General features: G+C 52.9%; 23 protein-coding genes. 6 read left to right on the top strand and 17 right to left on the bottom strand.

The features are described from left to right. Positions 1-44: 44 nt before the first annotated feature. On the top strand, positions 45-1,436 hold the full coding sequence (gene pgtP / locus OHJ17_RS12610) for a phosphoglycerate transporter PgtP (protein ID WP_023300977.1): 1,392 nt from the start codon (positions 45-47) through the stop codon (positions 1,434-1,436). A gap of 136 nt (positions 1,437-1,572) precedes the next feature. Here pgtP and lysM read toward each other — a convergent pair whose 3' ends face one another. The 9 genes from lysM to OHJ17_RS12565 all read right to left on the bottom strand — a co-directional run bounded on the left by lysM (position 1,573) and on the right by OHJ17_RS12565 (position 7,908). Continuing rightward, a complete protein-coding gene (gene lysM / locus OHJ17_RS12605) occupies positions 1,573-2,022 on the bottom strand; it encodes a peptidoglycan-binding protein LysM (RefSeq protein WP_004184091.1) in 450 nt (149 codons plus the stop codon). Positions 2,023-2,270: 248 nt separating this feature from the next. Further along, positions 2,271-2,891 (bottom strand): LysE family translocator, encoded by a 621-nt coding sequence (locus OHJ17_RS12600; protein WP_032433115.1) that lies wholly within the window; start codon positions 2,889-2,891, stop codon positions 2,271-2,273. Between the two features lie 204 nt (positions 2,892-3,095). Then, positions 3,096-4,202 (bottom strand): PTS fructose transporter subunit IIC, encoded by a 1,107-nt coding sequence (locus tag OHJ17_RS12595; RefSeq protein ID WP_004176140.1) that lies wholly within the window; start codon positions 4,200-4,202, stop codon positions 3,096-3,098. Positions 4,203-4,244: 42 nt separating this feature from the next. Continuing rightward, positions 4,245-4,556: a PTS fructose transporter subunit IIB gene (locus OHJ17_RS12590; RefSeq protein ID WP_020316888.1), complete on the bottom strand. Its 312-nt coding sequence runs from the start codon at positions 4,554-4,556 to the stop codon at positions 4,245-4,247. Positions 4,557-4,612: 56 nt separating this feature from the next. Next, positions 4,613-5,083: a PTS sugar transporter subunit IIA gene (locus OHJ17_RS12585; RefSeq protein ID WP_002905131.1), complete on the bottom strand. Its 471-nt coding sequence runs from the start codon at positions 5,081-5,083 to the stop codon at positions 4,613-4,615. A gap of 115 nt (positions 5,084-5,198) precedes the next feature. Next, the gene (gene alsE / locus OHJ17_RS12580) at positions 5,199-5,879 is read right to left on the bottom strand and encodes a D-allulose 6-phosphate 3-epimerase (RefSeq protein WP_004179925.1); all 681 of its coding nucleotides are present in this window, start codon (positions 5,877-5,879) and stop codon (positions 5,199-5,201) included. 20 nt (positions 5,880-5,899) lie between these two features. Further along, complete coding sequence (locus OHJ17_RS12575) at positions 5,900-7,162, bottom strand: PTS ascorbate transporter subunit IIC (protein WP_012968204.1); 1,263 nt, start codon at positions 7,160-7,162, stop codon at positions 5,900-5,902. Between the two features lie 30 nt (positions 7,163-7,192). Beyond that, positions 7,193-7,459, bottom strand: coding sequence for a PTS sugar transporter subunit IIB (locus OHJ17_RS12570; RefSeq protein WP_004176134.1), 267 nt, complete (start codon positions 7,457-7,459; stop codon positions 7,193-7,195). 11 nt (positions 7,460-7,470) lie between these two features. Continuing rightward, positions 7,471-7,908: a PTS sugar transporter subunit IIA gene (locus OHJ17_RS12565; RefSeq protein WP_032433116.1), complete on the bottom strand. Its 438-nt coding sequence runs from the start codon at positions 7,906-7,908 to the stop codon at positions 7,471-7,473. A 217-nt stretch (positions 7,909-8,125) separates the two neighbouring features. Here OHJ17_RS12565 and OHJ17_RS12560 point away from each other — a divergent pair, with 217 nt between their 5' ends. Further along, on the top strand, positions 8,126-9,178 hold the full coding sequence (locus tag OHJ17_RS12560; RefSeq protein WP_004151868.1) for a LacI family DNA-binding transcriptional regulator: 1,053 nt from the start codon (positions 8,126-8,128) through the stop codon (positions 9,176-9,178). A 110-nt stretch (positions 9,179-9,288) separates the two neighbouring features. Here the strand turns inward: OHJ17_RS12560 and OHJ17_RS12555 are convergent, their stop codons facing one another. Continuing rightward, entirely contained in the window at positions 9,289-9,507 is a 219-nt protein-coding gene (locus tag OHJ17_RS12555; protein ID WP_020805169.1) for a hypothetical protein, read from the bottom strand. A 216-nt stretch (positions 9,508-9,723) separates the two neighbouring features. Between OHJ17_RS12555 and oxlT the strand changes: the two genes are divergently transcribed. Continuing rightward, positions 9,724-11,022 (top strand): oxalate/formate MFS antiporter, encoded by a 1,299-nt coding sequence (oxlT, locus tag OHJ17_RS12550; protein ID WP_072196918.1) that lies wholly within the window; start codon positions 9,724-9,726, stop codon positions 11,020-11,022. 37 nt (positions 11,023-11,059) lie between these two features. On the opposite strand, the gene OHJ17_RS12545 is transcribed toward oxlT, so the two are convergent. From OHJ17_RS12545 to OHJ17_RS12525, 5 genes are read right to left on the bottom strand one after another with little or no spacing between them, the layout of a single operon-like run. Continuing rightward, positions 11,060-11,593, bottom strand: a complete 534-nt coding sequence (locus OHJ17_RS12545) for a GNAT family N-acetyltransferase (protein ID WP_023287654.1) — start codon at positions 11,591-11,593, stop codon at positions 11,060-11,062. A gap of 5 nt (positions 11,594-11,598) precedes the next feature. Continuing rightward, entirely contained in the window at positions 11,599-11,793 is a 195-nt protein-coding gene (locus OHJ17_RS12540) for a hypothetical protein (RefSeq protein ID WP_023287655.1), read from the bottom strand. Continuing rightward, positions 11,781-12,260, bottom strand: coding sequence for an Hcp family type VI secretion system effector (locus OHJ17_RS12535; protein ID WP_004176130.1), 480 nt, complete (start codon positions 12,258-12,260; stop codon positions 11,781-11,783). Before OHJ17_RS12535 ends, OHJ17_RS12540 begins: the two co-directional genes overlap by 13 nt. A gap of 42 nt (positions 12,261-12,302) precedes the next feature. Then, entirely contained in the window at positions 12,303-12,491 is a 189-nt protein-coding gene (locus OHJ17_RS12530) for a hypothetical protein (RefSeq protein ID WP_032411087.1), read from the bottom strand. Positions 12,492-12,493: 2 nt separating this feature from the next. Then, on the bottom strand, positions 12,494-13,186 hold the full coding sequence (locus OHJ17_RS12525) for a hypothetical protein (protein ID WP_023287656.1): 693 nt from the start codon (positions 13,184-13,186) through the stop codon (positions 12,494-12,496). Between the two features lie 341 nt (positions 13,187-13,527). Here OHJ17_RS12525 and OHJ17_RS12520 point away from each other — a divergent pair, with 341 nt between their 5' ends. Beyond that, a complete protein-coding gene (locus OHJ17_RS12520; protein WP_004199932.1) occupies positions 13,528-14,106 on the top strand; it encodes a TetR/AcrR family transcriptional regulator in 579 nt (192 codons plus the stop codon). Here the strand turns inward: OHJ17_RS12520 and OHJ17_RS12515 are convergent. Then, positions 14,082-15,182, bottom strand: a complete 1,101-nt coding sequence (locus tag OHJ17_RS12515; protein WP_004148409.1) for an iron-containing redox enzyme family protein — start codon at positions 15,180-15,182, stop codon at positions 14,082-14,084. The genes OHJ17_RS12520 and OHJ17_RS12515 overlap by 25 nt on opposite strands. Positions 15,183-15,384: 202 nt before the next feature. Here OHJ17_RS12515 and OHJ17_RS12510 point away from each other — a divergent pair, with 202 nt between their 5' ends. After that, entirely contained in the window at positions 15,385-16,299 is a 915-nt protein-coding gene (locus tag OHJ17_RS12510; protein ID WP_004891865.1) for a DMT family transporter, read from the top strand. Between the two features lie 40 nt (positions 16,300-16,339). Here the strand turns inward: OHJ17_RS12510 and OHJ17_RS12505 are convergent, their stop codons facing one another. Then, complete coding sequence (locus OHJ17_RS12505) at positions 16,340-17,572, bottom strand: MFS transporter (RefSeq protein WP_004148411.1); 1,233 nt, start codon at positions 17,570-17,572, stop codon at positions 16,340-16,342. Positions 17,573-17,847: 275 nt separating this feature from the next. On the opposite strand from OHJ17_RS12505, the gene OHJ17_RS12500 reads away from it, so the two are divergent. Beyond that, complete coding sequence (locus tag OHJ17_RS12500; RefSeq protein WP_004176124.1) at positions 17,848-19,455, top strand: FAD-NAD(P)-binding protein; 1,608 nt, start codon at positions 17,848-17,850, stop codon at positions 19,453-19,455. Positions 19,456-19,497 lie beyond the last annotated feature (42 nt).

Here is a 19,497-nt window from a genome sequence, read left to right as displayed (position 1 = left end):
TAATTACTCCTGATGTTCATATCAATATAAATACAGGTGACGACATGTTATCATTATTAAAAAAAGGCCCGTCGGCGAATAAAGTTCCTGCTGAGAAAATTCAGGCAACCTATGGTCGATACCGTATGCAGGCGCTGCTAAGCGTATTTCTGGGATACCTGGCGTACTATATCGTGCGCAATAACTTCACCTTATCCACGCCCTATCTGAAAGAACAGTTAGACCTCAGCGCCACGCAGATCGGTTTGCTCAGCAGCTGTATGCTCATCGCCTACGGGATCAGTAAAGGCGTAATGAGCAGCCTCGCGGATAAAGCCAGCCCGAAAGTCTTTATGGCCTGTGGCCTGGTGCTGTGCGCCATCGTCAACGTCGGGTTAGGATTCAGTACCGCATTCTGGGTCTTCGCTGCGCTGGTTGTCCTGAACGGCCTGTTTCAGGGTATGGGGGTCGGCCCCTCTTTTATTACTATTGCGAACTGGTTCCCGCGCCGTGAGCGTGGCCGCGTAGGGGCGTTCTGGAACATTTCCCATAACGTCGGCGGCGGAATTGTCGCCCCGATCGTCGGCGCCGCATTCGCCATTCTCGGCACCGAGCACTGGCAGAGCGCCAGCTACATTGTACCGGCCTGCGTGGCGGTGGTATTCGCCATTAGCGTACTGGTGCTGGGTAAGGGTTCGCCGCGCGAGGAAGGTCTGCCTTCGCTGGCAGAGATGATGCCGGAAGAGAAAGTGGTGCTGAAGACCAAACACGGCCAGAAAGCGCCGGAGCACATGAGCGCATTTCAGATCTTCTGTACCTACGTACTGCGTAACAAAAATGCCTGGTATGTCTCCTTTGTGGATGTGTTTGTCTATATGGTGCGTTTCGGCATGATCAGCTGGCTGCCAATTTACCTGCTGACGGTGAAACATTTTTCCAAAGAACAAATGAGCGTCGCATTCCTGTTTTTTGAGTGGGCGGCAATTCCGTCTACTCTGCTGGCCGGCTGGCTCTCCGACAAGCTGTTTAAAGGGCGCCGGATGCCGTTAGCTATAATCTGTATGACGCTAATCTTCATCTGTCTGATTGGCTACTGGAAAAGCGAATCTCTGCTGATGGTCACAGTATTCGCGGCGATTGTGGGCTGCCTTATTTATGTCCCGCAGTTTCTGGCCTCGGTCCAGACCATGGAAATCGTCCCCAGCTTTGCCGTCGGTTCAGCCGTGGGTCTGCGCGGATTTATGAGCTATATCTTTGGCGCATCGTTAGGCACCAGCCTGTTCGGCGTAATGGTCGATAAAATGGGCTGGCACGGCGGGTTCTATCTGCTGATGGGCGGGATCGTCTGCTGCATACTCTTCTGCTACCTCTCTCATCGCGGCGCGCTGGAACTTGAGCAACAGCGTAAAATCACCGAGCAGGAAGAGGCCCGACTGGCACTGGCTGACGCACAGTAAGCGCCTGAACCCGGGGGAACAAAGAGCCAGCTTGCTGGCTCTTTTGCCGTTGATAGAGGAATAGATGTCCGCGGCGGCTTCCGACAGCGGTATAAAGCAAGTATTCCTGCCATCACTGATGTTGCTGCTGAGTGGCCTACTTCGCCGGGATAATCAGCACCTGACCCGGATAGATTTTGTCGGGATGGGTCAGCATCGGTTTATTGGCTTCAAAAATGCGTTGATACTCATTGGCCGAGCCATACATCGCTTTTGAGATTGCGCTCAGAGTGTCACCGGATTTGACCGTGTAAAAACGACTTTCCGCCCCGCTTTGCGTCACCTTAACGCCGTCACTGACCTGGCCTACGCCAGTGACATTCCCGACCGCAACCAGAATTTTTTCCTTATCCTCCTGCGAAGCGACATCACCAGTGACCGTTGCGGTGCCATCTTCCGCAACATCAATATTGACCTTTTCGGCGCCAGGCAGATTAAGTCCATCGATATGTTTTTTCAGCTTATCGGCCCGATCTTCTTTACTGTCGCCGGAGACGGCATCCCATATTTTCTCGCCCGCTTCTTTCACAAAATTTAATAATCCCATCTTTCCATACCTCCACGACTGTTACATGAACACATGTTCCTCGGCCCCGTTGACCCAATGTTCGGGATATTGGTTTTGATATCCACCATCGCGACAACTGCTTGAGGCAGCACAAGCTGCCATCAAAGTATAATCAATGAGCGTCAAAGTGCAGGAAATTTGCCATGGTATGGCAGGAAAGTCTGTATTCCGGCAAGGCGACACCGGATGAAAGCGGGCATTGCCCCCCGGGAGGGCGAAACCGGAGATTACCGCCGGCTCATGGCCAGCTTCGCAGCGAATAACAGAAACAGGCAGCCGGTCGTCCGATCCATCCATTTCACTACGGCTGGTTTTTTCAGGATGCCTGCGGCATAGCGAGTGGCGGTAATCAGCGTTAACGACCACAGCGTACCAATCAATACATGGATGGTGACCAGGAGAAAGGTCCAGCTGATCGGTGAATGCCCGGCAGGGATAAACTGGGGCAAAAACGAAACGTAGAAGACGCCCATTTTGGGGTTAAGCACATTCCCCAGCATCCCACGCAGGAACCAGTTACTCGTGGAATCTGATTCGGCCGGGTGGGTGTTAAATTGCTGGCGTGGTCGCAGGAGCAACTGGATGCCCAGCCAGCAAAGGTAGCCCGCTCCGCACCATTTCAACAAGGTATAAGCAAACTCAGAAACCGCCAGCAGCGCCCCTAAGCCAAAGGCCACCACGGCGCCCCAAATAAAGCATCCGAGATCAATGCCTAACGCGGCATGCAAGGCTTTGCGTCCACCTTCAGCGGTCGCCGTGCGCAGGATGAGCGCGGTATCGAGACCTGGTGTAAGAGTAAGCAGTGTGGCAGCGAGGGTGTATGCAAGAAGTGAATCAGTGACGAGCATTTCCTGTCTCCGAAAGAGACAAGGCTACTGAAGGGTTCACATTTTTGCAACAAATTATTTCCCCTGATCTTCTGCTTACCCTGCTCCATTTTTCTTCGGGGATGACAGATGCAAAGAGTAGCCCATGACTAAGTAATGCTTAGTCATGGGCTGATGTTCTTACAGGAAGAGCTTAATGTTGATTTAAAATAACCCTGGGATACGTTAGCTCACTTTAATATCATCCAGGTCGATATCCTCTTCTTCGTAATCATTATCAACAATCACGTCGCGAGGGATATCTTTTTTGATGACAGCATAGACCGTGGCGGTAACAACGATATTCACCAGCAGGGCCATGATGCCTGCCATCGGATGTGACATTGTGGGGATCATCAGTACTCCGCCAAAAGGAACCGTCGCATCCGCACCATAGACCATGGTGACCGCCCCGCCGCACGCGCCGCCGATAGCCGCCGCCGCGATACCGCGCACAATATCATTCATGACGATCGGGATAGAACCCTCAACGATATTCACAATCCCCATCGGAACCGCTGATTTTAAGGTTTCCACTTCTTCACGGTTATAGATATTTTTACGCAGCAGTTTGGCAATAAAGAAAGCCAGGCCAAATCCGATAGGCGTAGCGGTGTTAACTAACTGAAGTGCGGTAATGGGTTCATTTATCCCCTGCGCCTGCAGGGTCAGCACGAAAGCAAAGCATGTCTTATTCAGCGGGCCGCCAAAATCAACAATACACAATGCGCCTATGACTGCGCCTAACACCAAATTCGACGACGTGCCCATGCTTCTCAGGAAAGACGTAAGCGCTTCCGTAAAGATACCGATAGGCGTACCGATGATATAGACCATAATCAGGCAGCTGATAATGGAGGCAAAAAAGGGAACGATCAGCGTCGGCATCAACCCGCGGGCCCAGTCAGGCACCTTGACGTTTTTAATGATCGCCAGCGCAATATACCCCGCAATATAGCCACCAATCATCCCACCGATAAAGCCTGCGCTTATGGTATTCGCCGCCAGCCCGACGACAAATCCTGGCGCGATGCCTGGTTTGCCGGCGATCGAGCCAGATATTCCCACGGCAATCACCACCGGCAACAGCCCAAGCGCCTTGGCGCCTAGGGTGGCCATCGCCTGCCATACATCAAATTGTCCCGGAGTTAACGTGTCCTGCACCGTTCCGCCAAGCCCCATGCCGATGGCGATAATAAACCCAGAGCCACAGACAATGGGGATCAGAAACGAGATAGCGGTCAGCAGATGTCCTTTAGGGTTTGCTGCTTGCCATATTTGTTTTAGAGACATAAGTCACGCCCTTTAATGTAGAGTCGCCAGGCCGAAATAAAATTATGAATTGACTAGTTCACTGAGTTTTTCAATCAACTTATTGGGGGATTTGACTGCCGTTTCCGTCGCGACTTTAACGACTTTCTTGCCGGCAAATCTCTCCTCGCCCGTTACTTTGACATCGGCAGCAAGCAGGACAATATCTGCTGCGGCAATCTCATCAGCGGTTAACGGGTTCTCAATGCCGATGGTTCCTTGCGTCTCGATTTTAACGTTATGTCCGGCTTTTTTAGCCGCAGTTTCAATTTTCTTTTGCGCAATATAGGTATGTGCAATCCCCACCGTGCAGGCGGTAACGCCGACAATATTCATAATGTTTCTCCGTTAATTAATTTAATAAATTACCAATCGATATTAGCAAGTTGGTATTAAGCATCGGCGTTTTCTGTTTCTGAATTGAAAAGCGCAATGATTTTATGTGGATCAGATTCAACAAGTAATTTAGCGATAATGTCTTCATCCGCCAGTGACCCAGACACTTGTGCCAACAGGCGAATATGGGTGGCATTTTGATCCACCAGGCAAACCGCAAATAAAATAACACAGCGGACGTCGCTGCCATCCATGGTCTCCCAGGGAATGGCATGTTGCGTGCGTCCGATGGCTAATGCGGTACGGGAAACACCGGAAGATTTACCATGTGGAATAGCGATATGGTTTTCAAAGCCGGTAGAGCCTAGCTCCTCGCGTAACCAGACATCACGAATAAAGTCTTCCTTATTGGTGACGGCGCCATCCTGGATAAGTAAATCGGTGAGTTCTTCTATCACCTCTTCTTTGGTTCTGGCGGTCATATTTAACTTGATGTTTTTAACATTAAGCACTGTCGAAATATCCATGATTCACCCGCATTCATATAGAGTAGTCGTTAAATAACAAACCAGCATCGCTGGCGTGATGCAGATCTTTTAAGGCTTATTCAAATACACACTGTGGTTCGAAGAGAAATAACCGTTATGCAGCGACAGTTTCCCGCTGGAAGATCTCGATCATTCTGTCCCACGCCTGGCTGACATCCTCATGGAGCGAAAACAGACCCGATGTGCCGACGATAAAGACATCTACCCCGGATTCAGCAATCTGACCGAAGGTTTTCTCATTGCAAGAGCCATCAATTTCCGTCAGATAGTGATAGCCATTATTTTTGCGCATGTTGATGAGCTTTCTAATCTTGTTCAGCGACTCAGGAATAAACTTTTGTCCGGCATAGCCAGGGTCAACCGACATGACCGTCACTTTATCCAGCAGATGCGCATATTCGGCAATGCTTTCTGCCGGTGTCGCTGGGTTCAGCACCACCCCGCACTTTTTGCCCGCATCCTTGATCTGATTCAGCAGGCGGAATATTTTGTTATTCGCCGTCTCGGGATGAAAGCTGATGATATCGGCGCCGGCCTCGAGACACATGGGAATGATATCTTCCGGATGATTCACCATCAGATGAACATCAATGGGCACAGTAGTAATTTTTTTCAGATTCTCAATAAAAAAGGGAGACAGTGTGATATTGCGGACGTAATTGCCATCCATTATATCAACATGGTAAAAATCCGCTTTTTTATTCATTGCCGTGATCTGCTCTTTGAACTGCGTTAAATCCATGCACATCAGTGACGGTGAAAATTTAGCGCTCATAAACCACCTCCGATAAATAGTTAGTTAAACATTGCGATGATATGACCCAGCACGATGCCGACAACGCCAAAGTCTGCGTCTCCAAAGGTTGTGGAGCCCAGTCCCATATCCCCCATCATGGGCAAGAGAATGGCAGGCAGGAACGAAATGAGCAGACCGTGAGCAAAAGCCCCTACCACCGCCCCGCGACGTCCGCCGGTAATGTTGCCGTAAACCCCCGCTGTGGCCCCGCAGAAAAAGTGGGGAACCAGGCCCGGGACGATGACGCTCAAGCCGAACAGCGGGCAGAGAAACATGCTGACCAGGCCCGCGACAAAGCTTGCGAGAAACCCGACGATGACGGCATTGGGAGCAAAGGGAAACACCGTCGGGCAGTCGAGCGCCGGCTTCGCATCTTTCACTAATTTGTCTGCAATACCTTTAAACGCTGGCACAATTTCGGCAATCACCATACGCACACCGGCGAGGATGATATAAACCCCCGCAGCAAACGTGAGGGACTGAATAATGGCAAAGATAATAAAATTCTGACCGGCACTCAGTGTCTCCTCGACAAAGGTTTTGCCCGCGACGACCACCAACACCAGGAACAGAATCATCATAGTGAGAGAGATGGCCACCGACGAGTCGCGAAGAAAATTGAGTGACTTAGGCACTTTAATTTCTTCAATCGAGGGGCTACCTTTCCCGACGACTTTGCCCACCAGCGCGGAAAGCAGATAACCAATAGAGCCAAAATGGCCGAGAGCCAGATCGTCGGTATTGGTAATTTTACGGGTAAACGGCTGCAAGATAGCCGGGGAGATGACCATCATCGCACCGAGAATAACCGCCCCGATGGCCACCACCCATCCCCCTGACAAGCCCCCTACAGACAGGATAACCGCCAGCATCGCAGCCATATAAAGCGTATGATGTCCGGTCAGAAAGATGTACTTTAATGGCGTTAGACGCGCCAGGGCGATATTGATCAGCATGCCCAATACCATAATGGTGGCGGTTTCCGTGCCGTAATTCTTCTGCGCCAGAGCGGCCATGGCATCAGTGTTGGGCACCACGCCCTGAATATGGAAAGAATGCTCAAATAACTGGCTAAAGATGGTTAACGTATAGGCTATAATACCGGCGCCGGCGGTCAATATGACAAAACCCATGATGGTTTTCAGCGTGCCTGAAATAACGTCTGAAATTCCTTTTTTTTGCAACAGCAGACCGATCAGTGAAAATAAACCAACCAGTATCGCCGGTGTTCCTAGCACATCATAAATAAGAAAATGAAGCATGTTAAACTCCACGAATCAGATAGCCGTTGCTTAAATGTTTTCTGCTAAAATTTCTTTAATTTTATTGTTATCAAGTAAATTACTTAATCCAACGACCTTTGCAGAGTGACTGCTAAGATGTTCTGCAATGTCTTTAGCGCTGAGAATAAGATCGGCAGTTTCGCTTTTTGCCGACGTCAGGTCGGTATGTGCGACTTCAGCTTCTTTATTCATTTCGGCAAGGATCTTTTTGACATTCATTTCAACGATGAAGCTGCTGCCCAAACCATTACCGCACACGATAAGCACTTTTTTCATTCTGTTTTCCTTCAGTCAATAACGGCCTGAATCGCCTTGCTATCATCGGCATTTAACAATCGGTGTAACTTTTGCTGATCGCTAAAGATTTCAGCCAGTTCACCAATCATCGTGATATGTTCATTTCCGGAACGAGCGCATAGCATGATTACCACGTATACCGGATCGTTCTCTGTCGAGCCGAACGACACCCCTTCTTTAATATGAAGAAGCGATAATCCATTTCTTAACACCCCCTGTTCAGGACGGGCATGAGGCATCGCCAAGCCGGGAGCTAATACGTAATAGGGCCCAAGTTCTTTATGGCTTTGCAAAATCGCCTCAATATACGACCCGGCTATATACCCTTGCATCAGCAAGGGTTCTGCTGCAAGTCGAACGGCATTTTCCCAGCTATCTATTGAGTTAATGACTTTAATTTTATCCGGGGTTAACCAGTCTCTGATCATATGCTCTCCCGAGGGGGTCTATGTGCTGCACTATAAACAGCTAAATAAAATGCAACTGTGATACACCTCCCAAAGTTAGCGCTAACAAAGAAAAATGTTAAAAAGTGAGTTACCGCTAACACTGGCTATAATGTGCTTTCCCCCTCGCTGTGGTAAGTTATAATGCGATTCGCAGATATACTTTCGTTATATTTTATTTTTCAAACGGTTGGTGATTTTGGTGAAGAGTTTAGACGCGGACGGTAGCCCGAAAGAAAAACGACGTAAAGGAACGGGTAAGATAACCCTGACCGAGGTGGCTGAGTTTGTCGGTGTGAGCGCCATGACCGTCTCGCGAGCGCTGAGAATGCCTGAAAAAGTGAATCCTGAGCTTCGCGATCGCATCGATGCGGCCGTCAGTCAACTCGGCTATGTCCCTAATCTGCAGGCACGTAATCTGGCGTCGGTCCATTCCGATCTTATTCTCGCCGTCGTTCCCACCTTCTCTTCGCCGGGTTTTTTGCCGGTCTCTGAAGCGCTGCAAAAAGTGCTGACCGAACGCGGATATACCATGATGTTTATGGAATCCGGGCATGACGGTCAAAGTGAACAAAAGACGTTTGAAAAAATGCTCGCCTATAACCCGGCGGCCATTATTCAGTTCAATATCGATACCATTGAGAGCTGCACCCAGTTGCTGGCCAACGTGGATGTTCCTATTCTGGAAATTGGCGCGCTAAATACCCACCCCGTGGGTATGTGCATCGGCGTGGATTACGGTAAAGCCGTAAAACAGATCGTGACTCATCTGGCCGACGCCTCATTAAAAAACATCGCACTGCTCTGTACCCCGGCTAATAACACAATGTTTCGCCAGTTGCTGAGCGGTTGGAATACGGCGATGCTCGCTCTGAACCGCTCCCCGCACCGGGTGGTAACCACGCATTTGCCATCCACCATCGCCACAGGCGTCAATATATTCAAGGATATGATGATTACCTGGGGCGATCTGGATGCGTTAATTTGCACGTCGGATGAAATGGCCTGTGGATGTATGATGGCCTGCCACAGTGCCGGCATCAAGGTGCCCAATACCGTAGCCATTGCGAGTTTAGGCGGAGGAGTGTTATCGACAGTCTGTTCCCCTGCCCTGACAACCGTTGAGTTTCCCTGGCATGACATTGGGGTGAAAGCCGGTAAAGCCCTTCTCGAACTGCTTAACGATAAGCCTGGTGAAAAGTTCATTGAAATTCCGTCAGTGCTCAAAGTCCGGGCCAGTACCGCGGCATGAGTTTAATATAGGGCGATAAGGCTTCCCCTATCTAGTATCTGTGTGTGGTAGCCAGGGTTTCTACCAGGAAGAATGTCTCTCTGCGAGAGTCCATACAATAAATGCCCAGCTCATAAAGCAAAAAATAGTCGGGACAGTAGCGTTTTTTCGCTACTAAGCGGGTAAACCGCCAGCCTCATTTCCCGTTTATCTTGCCAGCCGCCCCAGGCGGTGATTTCGTAGCCTCGACCCGCCTGGGCGGCTTTGCACTGAAGTCCGTCTAGCGCCAGTCCAGGATATACGATGTCTCCTACGCCAGTTAGCAGGTAAAGCGCACCGCGATAATTCATTTGCACCGCCCTGGTGCCGCACATTCACCATGCCGCCCCCCGTCAGACATGCCCTCATTACATTAACCAGTTGAATATAAAAAATTATTTTATATGGCACGTTTAATGCTCTTCGCTTGTATACCGCAATGTGGACAAGAACGTATGCCATATGGCCACAACAGGTCGCCAGTCTGCGGTCGCAACCTTCCCCTTTCTGTGAGGCATCCAGGGTGGATGCGTTTCACGGAAGCCTGCTTACTGAAAACGGAGAACAACATGACGACACTCAGCGAACCGTTGGTTACCCCGAAATATGGCAAGTGGCGCCAGCTGGTGCTGGGCCTGATCTGTATGGCCGCCATCTCCAGTCCGCAATATGTCTGGACGCTGTTGACAAAACCCCTGGCCGCTAAACTTGGCGTCGGTCTGCCAGAATTGCAGGTCACCTTCTCGCTACTGATCATCCTGCAGACCTTCTTTTCCCCTTTTCAGGGGCGGTTAGTGGAAAAATTTGGCCCACGGCGGCTGATCGCTATTGGCACGGTGATGGCGGGAATGAGCTGGGTGCTTTCCGCGCAGGTGAATGGCCTGGCAACGCTCTGGCTGGTTTATGGCTGCATGGGCGGCCTCGGGACCGGGATCGTCTACATCGGCGTTGTCGGCCTGATGGTCAAATGGTTCCCACAGCAGCGGGGATTTGCCGCCGGCGCGGTGGCGGCGGGCTACGGGATGGGGGCCATCATAACCACCTTCCCCATCTCCCTGTCGCTGACCACTAACGGCCTTGAACATACGATGACGACTTTCGGGATCCTTTTCGCCCTCGTCGGCTTCCTCGCCAGTCAGGGGCTGAAGCTGCCGCCGCCCGCTGTCTCCCAGCCCGTCAGTCAGACGGTGGCGCAGAGCAGCAGATCGTTTACTTCCCGGGAAATGCTGCGCCAGCCGCTGTTCTGGCTGATGTTCGTCATGATGGCGATGATGTCGACTTCCGGGCTGATGGTCACTTCGCAGATGGCGGTGTTCGCCGAGGATTTCGGCATTAGCCAGGCGGTGGTGTTTGGCATGGCGGCGCTGCCGCTGGCGTTAACGATAGACCGCTTTACCAACGGCTTAACCCGGCCGCTGTTTGGGTTTATTTCCGACCGCTTCGGCCGCGAGCAAACCATGTTTATCGCCTTTGCGCTGGAGGGGGTAGCGATGATGCTCTGGCTGGCGTGCCGGGAAGATCCGCTGCTGTTTGTCCTGCTCTCCGGGGTGGTGTTCTTTGGCTGGGGGGAGATCTTCTCGCTCTTCCCGTCGACGCTCACCGATACGTTCGGCAGCGAGCATGCCGCCAGCAACTATGGCTGGCTGTATATTTCGCAGGGCATCGGGTCAATCTTTGGCGGTCCGCTGGCGGCACTTCTCTATCAGCACACTCACGGCTGGCATGTGGTCTTCAGCTGCGCGATTGGCCTTGATTTTGTCACCGCCGCCCTCGCGCTGTGGGTGCTAAAACCGTGGCGCGCGCGCTTTATCCGCCAGCATAGCTAATCGTCCGCCGGGCAGAAGTGACGGCTCGCCCGTCACTTCACTGATATTCGCTGCGCAACAGCGCGTACAGGTACTCATCGCCCCACTCGCCTTTAAAAAAGATATTCTGCCGGTAATGCGCCTCGCGACGAAAGCCCAGCCCTTCCAGGAGTTTGATCGCGCCGGTATTGCGGGTATCAACCACCGCCATCAGCCGGTGATGGGCTAATTGCTCAAAGAGTAAGGCCATCACCGCCCGCATCGCTTCCCGGGCATACCCCTGATGCTGATACGTCGGGGAAAAGGTCATCCCCAGCTCGGCTTGTCTGCCGTGATCTAAGAAGTGGATCCCCACATCTCCCGCCAGCGCACCGTTGGCCTGAATCTCTACGGCAAGCTGGAACCAGCTCTCATCCTCAGCAAAGGCCTGCGAACGCTGTTGTTCATAGAAGGCTGTCGCCTCTGTCATGCCGTAGTGGGTCCAGCTCTGAAAGCGGGCCACCTCCGGCAGATTGCGATAATGGCTGAAAGACGGCAGATCTTCCGTTCTGAACCGGCGCAGCAGCAGCCGGGGCGTGGTCAGGGGTAACATTATCTTTACTCTTCTTCCTCAGAGGTCAATCGCAGGGCCATCTTAACCTGCGCAGCCTGGCGCTGCCAGGCTGATGGCGGAGCCTCATTCCAGCGATAGATTTTGGTGGTGGCCAGCACCAGCATGGCGAAATCTTCCGGCGTATCGCCGTAGGCTAAGATCTCATCGTAATCGGTCAGCTGGGAGTTCAGGCGCAACACCGGTCATTCCATGAGTCACGATAGATAATATTCCCTTCGGTATACTTCCAGGTGATCGCTTCATAACGCAATTCGAGTGTTTCGAGATGGGTACTACTCATCCCACCCGGAGAAAGAAATGGTGCAACCGTGGTAAATTTGACGTTTTCCAGAATGATATTGAAATATTCGGCTTCGATACCTGTTTCCAGAATGCGGTACATCTTGATTGTCGCCTTCTTCATGGTTCGGCCTTCGCAGACTGCTCTGTACAACAGCGGTGTTGTTTGATCGAACTCCTTTACGATCGTTACAGGTTGATGGATCCGCGTACCGGTTAGTTTTCCCCAGTTTGGATCTACCGGAATAGTTATCCCATGAGAAAAGGATTTTAACTCGATAGAACCCATGCGCAGTGGCATCAAACAACTGCCGAGAATTGGGGAACCATTTTCATCTTCCAGCCATAAGTGTGCGGGTGTAGACATATTATTTCCTTATAAATTTAATATAAAGTTAAGTTTTTAATGTCAAAATTTTACAAATCGATAAAACATTACAATTACAAATACGAAAAACAGGGGAACAAGCCAGAGAGGCGTCTCTGGAAAAAAGAGCCCTTGTGCCATGGCGAAGAGGATTGTCAATACAGCAGGGCCATAATATGAAATTAACGATCTGAATATTCTTCGCAGCAATCTTTTAATAAGATTCATCATAGCTATCGGATCATCCTGGTAATGATGTTTGCAATCCCCTCATTCGATGCCTGTTGTGCTGTAAACGCCTCAGATTTTAGAAACAATGGTTCTATCAGAAAGTACATCATTTCCAGCTCATGTGCGTAAAGTACCGAATAATACACAGGTTCGGAAACGCAAAGACGATGCGCACTCTCTGCTGCTTTCTGCACAATACCATATATTCCGATAGCGCCTACCACTCCCCCTGCCCGGCGTCCAGCCAATGCACTAAGTTCAAGATTGAGGTTTATACCTGTAGCGACAAATGAGGCTGTTGCCAAAGCAAATCCAGCGTTGGTCAGTGAGCTTGCTGCAATATGAATGTTAACAGCCATAAGTATTCGCTTTATACGCTCCAGTTCCTCTGAAGTTTTGTCTTTAAATATTTGCTCAAAATATAGCTTGAGCATATCGTATGCAATATTCCCATGTTTAAGGAGATAAATCACACCGTTTTTAAATCGTATGTCTTCGGTTTTTTGTTGCAGGCACACATCCTGGTACTCATCGGTAAAACAGGACGAATAATAAAGCGCACGCTTTGCACCTGCGCCTATGGTTTCAATTTGGTTTACTACGGCCTTTTCTGCTCCCGCTACGGCATGTTCGAGTTTTAACGCAAGAATATTGTTAGCCTGTAAATAACGGACAATTTCATTCTTGTAGTACATAACCATTCCTTGTTAATTATTTATTTTTCCAGGTGTTGTCATCGCGCTTCATAAGCAAGCCCTGAGTCAATCGCTGACTATGAAAGATGGTATTTCCTGGTCAGAATACTGATTATTAACGCGACTCCTCCGTACTTATGCAAAGCGATTTATCGCAGACAAGTATGGTGACTTGTGCATGTCAACGCAATCTTGTTTTTATTGAGGGAACCGACGCCGCATAAACCGCGGCTGATTTACTTTTTGCCCGTCTGGCGGCAAGATCCGGCATAATGCACCGCTGTCGCAGGACGGCCGTGTCACCGGCAATCGTGACAGCGAACCATTCGACAGGAAAACGCATGAAGCCAAAACAAGCGGACATTCTCCGCCACGCCAGCACGCTGTTTAATCGCGAAGGATATCAGTCGCCCAGCATCGAGCGGATTGCTGAACATGCTGGCATCTCCAAAATGACCTTCTACCGCTATTACGCCGATAAAGAGGCGCTCATTCTGGCTATCCTCAAGCAGAAAGAGAGCGAATTTATGCAGGATTTGGCGCAGATCACCGCGGATAAAGCCAGCGCACGGGAAAAGCTGTTCGCCGTGTTCGACTACTACCATCGCTGGTTTACCTGCGAAACGTTCCACGGCTGCATGTTTACCCGCGCGCTGTTTGAATATGGCGCGTCATCGCCGGCGATCCGGGAGCAATGCTCCCGATTTAAGTCGCTCCTCTGGCAGTTCTTCCGCGATATCCTTCTGCAGGTGTTAAAACCGGAACCTGCCGAGCGGGTGGCCATGATGATGGTGATGCTCATCGATGGCGCCATCGCCGCCCAGCAGGCCGAGTCCGCCGAATGCCGGGAGATCCCGCCAGGGGTGACCGCCTGGAGCGCGGCCAAAGCGCTTATTTACTCAGAAGGCGGTACGCTGTGAGATGATAAGCTGCCGCCCAGCGACTGCAGGGCCGCCAGCAGACCATCATAGTAATCGTTGCAGGTTTGCAGACGCAGCGCGGCGCCAAAGAAGACCTCCTCCATCGCCGCCGGATGTTTTTTGCCAATCGGCACAATCACATTGTTCAGCCAGCCATCCGCATGACCGATGTCGACCGTGATATGTTCGGCATAGTAATGCACGTCGCGCTCGGAAAGCCCAATCCGCCGACAGCCCGCCACCAGTTTTTCATACTGCGGCGGGTCGAGCAGCTCGGTCATCGCCATCACGCCCAGCGATTTGTAGTAATGCTGACGGTTTACGCCGCCCAGCATAAAGGCGTTATACCCGGCCAGCCCCTGCCACTCGTACAAATGGGCAAAATGATTGTCCGGTAAGGCGATATTTCGCCGCTTCAGTAAATCCTTATACAGATTAACGTGGGTGATCTCGGTGCTGCCCTGGCCTATCTCATCCCACAGATTTTGCGCAATCTCAGCGCGGGTTTCCGGCAGCGAGCCCACCAGCCCCATCGCCACCAGATCGAAGAAAAGCAGATTGAGGGCGCTGTCGCTTTTGAAGAAATAGTCGATTTGCGCCGCAGAGGCCTCGCTGGCAAGGAAATCGAACAGCGGATGATGAGACGCCGGGTGCTGCTGGCATAAGGCGCGCAGTTCGTCGACGATATTGCCGGCGTTAAGCATTGGTCTCTGGTGGTGGAAGCGTTTGCTTTCCGCCCGCAGCCACTCAGACTCGATGTAATTTCTGATCCCGGAAAGCAGCGGATGAAACTGATTGGCAGCCGCTGGCGAGAGCGGGTCGGCAAGCCAGGACTGATAGAGAATGAACAGCGCGTGGTGCGCACGCTTTTTGGCCTGTGGATCGTCAGCGGAGAAGGCGCGGATGCAAGTATTCTCAGTGAGATGCCAGGCTCTGTCGGCCACCAGCGGGTTGGCCGTCAGCTTCAGCGACAGCGCGTTGCTGTGCAGAAGCTGGTCAATTAACTCATCCAGCGCCAGCCTGGCCATCACCGCGGTCTGGTCGCTTCCAATCACCCCATTATCTGTGTTACGCATGATTTATCCCTGTGAAATACATGGCTACTATACGGTATAGTACCGTCCGTAATGCGGCAACGTAAATTTCACACGTGCTTTCAATTTACTGATTATTAAAGAATTTAAATGAATACGATAGAAAACCACTAAAATATTATTGATATTATAAAAACAATAACATTACCATTCAGTACAGTGACAAACGACACAAGGAACCATCATGCCTTATCTGTTACTGACGCTGGCGGCTCTGTTCTGGGGCGGGAATTATGTTGTCGGGCACGTGCTGGTGCAGGGCGTGGATCCGATCCTGATGACCGAAGCGCGCTGGGCGCTGACGGCGCTGCTGCTGGGCCTGCTCTACCGACGGCAAATCGCCGGCAGTCGCCACCTGCTGCGGGCAAACGCGCCAGCGGTGGTGGTGCTCACCCTCTGTGGCCAGGTCAGCTTCCCGCTCACGCTCTATATTGGCCTGCAAACCACCTCCGCGCTCAACGCCGCCATCTATATGTCCGCCACGCCGAGCATGGTGCTGTTGATTAACCGACTGTTTTTCCGCGATCCGGTATCAGGGCGTAACTGGCTTGGAGTGGCTTTTAGCACCCTCGGCGTGATGATCCTGTTATTCCAGGGAAACCCACTGCACGCCGCCTCGCTGCATAGCTTTGCCGTCGGCGATCTGTGGGCGATGGGGTCGGCGCTGAGCTGGGCGCTCTACTGTTCGCTGTTACGTCTGAAGGACCGCCGTATCCCGGCGAATGGCTTTGTCGCCGTCAGCTCGCTGCTTGGCGCGCTGATCCTGCTGCCCATCGTCGCCTTCTGGCTGATGCGCCATCCGGCCCAGGACTGGGCAGCCTGGCGCGAGCCGTTTTTCCTCAGCGGCCTGGCGTATCTGGTAATTTTCCCATCGTGGCTGGCCTATTTGTTCTGGAACAAAGGTATCGCCACCATTGGCGCCACGCGGGGCGAAATTTACACCCACATCATCCCCCTCTCCGGCGGGGTGTTGAGCATCCTCTTCCTGCATACCCAGCCGCATGCCTGGCATCTGTTTAGCGCGCTGTTCATCATGGTGGGGATTGGGATCTGCTCGCTGGAGAAACGCCAGGCGGCGTCTATTCGTCTGCGTGACTAATGTATGCGACCGGGCGCCTGGCCACGCCCGGTCACAAAAGTTAACGGCTGGTGGAGAGCGGCTGGTGATGTCCCGCTCCTGCGGATTGGATCACCCGGCCTTCGCGACCAAAAAAGGTCAGGACGGTAATGACAATCGCCACCGTCCCGGCCACCAGGGCCATTGCCAGGCCGTAGTTATGCCCATGATGCTGGGCGATTGATGCCTGGAGAGTGGCATTCACCGAAGCCAGCAAATTACCCAGCTGGTAGACGAAGCCGGGCAGCACCGCCCGGGTGTTGGCCGGGACCAGTTCATTGAGCCAGGTGGGGATCACCCCCCAGGCCCCCTGGACCATAAACTGCATCAGGAACGCCCCCGCCCCCAGCGCCAGCGAGCCGCTGGCGAAAGCCCACAGTGGAATGACCGGCAGCGCCAGCAGGGCGGCGATCATAATCGCTTTGCGTCGGCCAATCTTCTCCGACAGCGAACCGAAGAACACTCCACCAATGATCGAGGCGATGTTATAGCAGACCGCGATGATGCTGACCGTTTTAGGCTCGAAGCCGTGCTGAACTTTCAAAAAGACCGGGTAAAGATCCTGCGTCCCGTGGGAGAAGAAGTTGAAAGCCGCCATCAGCACCACCAGGTACAGGCACAGCTTCCAGTGGCTACGCAGTACCGGCAGCAGGGCCGTACTCTCTTTATTCTGCCTGGCCGCCTGCCAAACCGGAGACTCCTCGACGCAGAAATAGATAAACGGCAGCAGCAGCACCGGCGCGGCGCCAATGACAAACATCCCGCGCCAGCCGAGTTGTTCAAACAGCAGCCCGTAGGCGACGGCCGCCAGCAAATAGCCGAAGGGGTATCCCGCCTGGAACAGGCCGGACATCAGGCCGCGCGAGCGGTCGGGGATCGTCTCCATCGCCAGCGAAGAGGCCACGCCCCAGATCCCGCCCATCGCCACGCCGTACAGCACCCGCAGCAGGAAAAACAGCATCAACGACGGCGCGGCGGCGGAGAGCAGCTCAAAAGCCGAGAAGAACACAATATTGAGCATCAGGATTGGTTTGCGACCAAACTTCTCCGCCGCCCTGCCGAAAATTAGCGCGCCGACAGGCCGCACGGCCAGAGTCAGCAGAATCGCCAGGGTGACCTCCTCAAGGTCGACATGAAACGAGTGGGCGATATCGCTCAGTAAAAAAACTAACAGGAAAAAGTCGAAAGCATCGAGCGTCCAGCTTAAAAAACTGGCTATCGCCGCATTACGCTGTCGTGAGGTCCAGCCGTGCATCTTGTCATCCCTATCCCGACGGCATTGCCGGGAGTGTGCGCGGCGTCCAGCAGAGCGAGCTGGGGTCACCGCTTGTGTAAATTGTTTGTATAGAAAGTTGCTCTTTTGTTAATTACACCCCTTTTACGACAATCGGCAAGTTTATTAGCATGCTAATTTGTTTCAAATTGCGTGTTCCCCTCACCGGTTCGGCAATTTTCGACCAGAATTAAAACCAGGTTCGCTTAAGCGAAGCGTCATCAATGCCGCATCTGCCCACAGGAAGGGAGAGAATCATGAAGAGAATTGCCATCGTCGGCGTGGGGCCGACGGGGATTTACACCTTTTATGAACTGGTGAAGCGCGGTGAGCCGCTGGCCATCACTCTGTTTGAAAAAGAGGCGCAGGCCGGGGTGGGTATGCCCTACAGTGACGATAATACTGCGGCGCAAATGCTGGCCAATATTGCCAGCATTGAGATCCCCCCCATCGACCTGACCTACCTGCAATGGCTGCAGCAGCAAAGCGATGACTGGCTGGCGGCGCGCGGGCTTGAACGGCACGCCCTGCATGAGCGCCAGTTTCTGCCGCGGGTTATCCTCGGCGAATACTATCGCGACCGTTTTCTTTACCTCGTTGAGCGGGCCCGGGACGTCGGCTTTGTGATTAGCGTTTGTGAATCCTGTGAAGTCACGGATATTGCGGTTCAGTCCACCGGGATCGCCATCCACACCGATAGTGCAGCAGACCCGGTAATCGTCGACCTGGTGGCGATTGCCACCGGCCATCTGTGGCCTGAAGAAGAGCGCGCCAGCCGACAGTACTTCCCCAGCCCGTGGACCGGCCTGATGGAGGCCCGCATTGCCCCCTGCCGGGTGGGGATCCTTGGGACTTCATTAAGCGCGATTGATGCCGCCGTGGCGGTAGTGGCCCGCCACGGCGTTTTCCATACCGAGGACGACAAAACGACCCATTTTTCCCTCCATCCAGGCAGCGAAGCGCTGGAGATCACCCTGATGTCACGCCACGGCGTGCTGCCGGAGGCCGATTTTTACTGCCCGATCCCGTGGGAGCCGCTGGAGATTGCCACTCCCGCCGCCCTCGAAGCGGCCATTGCGGAGGGTAGCGACGCTCTGTTAGATCGGATTTTTGAGCTGATCGTTAAAGAGCTGGAATATGCCGCCCCCGACTGGAGCGAGGCGATCGGGCTTCGTCAGCTGACGCCTGACAGTATCGCCGACGCCTGGTTTGCCGACCGCCTCACCCATGACCCCTTTCAGTGGGCGCAGCGCAATCTGCAGGAGGTGGAGCGCAATAAGCGCGAACACCACACGGTGCCCTGGCGCTATGCCATTCTGCGCCTGCATGAGGCGATTGAAACCGTGGTGCCGCAGTTCAACGACGCGGACAGCCGTCGCTTCCGCCAGGGCCTCGCTCGGGTATTTATCGATAACTACGCCGCCATTCCGCCGGAGTCCATACGTCGGCTGCTGGCCTTGCACCGGGCTGGCATTCTGCGGATCCTGACGCTGGGCGAAGATTATGAGCTGCAGCGGGAGCCTGACCGGACGCTGATTGTTCATCATCGTCAGCGCTGCGAATTCGATGTCTTTATCGATGCCCGCGGACAAAAGGCGCTGAAAACCCGGGATCTGCCCTTCCCTTCACTGCGCCAGCAGCTGCTGGCCTGCGGCGACGACATTCCGGACGTCGGTGATGACTACACGCTGCAGGCGCCGGAGACAGTGCGCGGCCGGGTCGCCTTCGGCGCCCTTCCCTGGCTGATGCACGATCGCCCCTTTGTGCAGGGGCTGACGGCCAGCGCCGAGATTGGCAGCGCTATGGCCCGCGCCGTGTCGCAGCAGGCCGCCGGCCGACGGCGCCGTCTCTGGTATATCGAATAGCGGAGCGCTTAAGCGCAATATCCGAATACTGGGGGGGTGAAC

It is taken from the genome of Klebsiella sp. KP20-425-1 (assembly GCF_025813515.1).
Classification (GTDB): Bacteria; Pseudomonadota; Gammaproteobacteria; order Enterobacterales; family Enterobacteriaceae; genus Klebsiella; species Klebsiella pneumoniae.
This window is presented reverse-complemented; position numbering and strand designations above follow the sequence as displayed.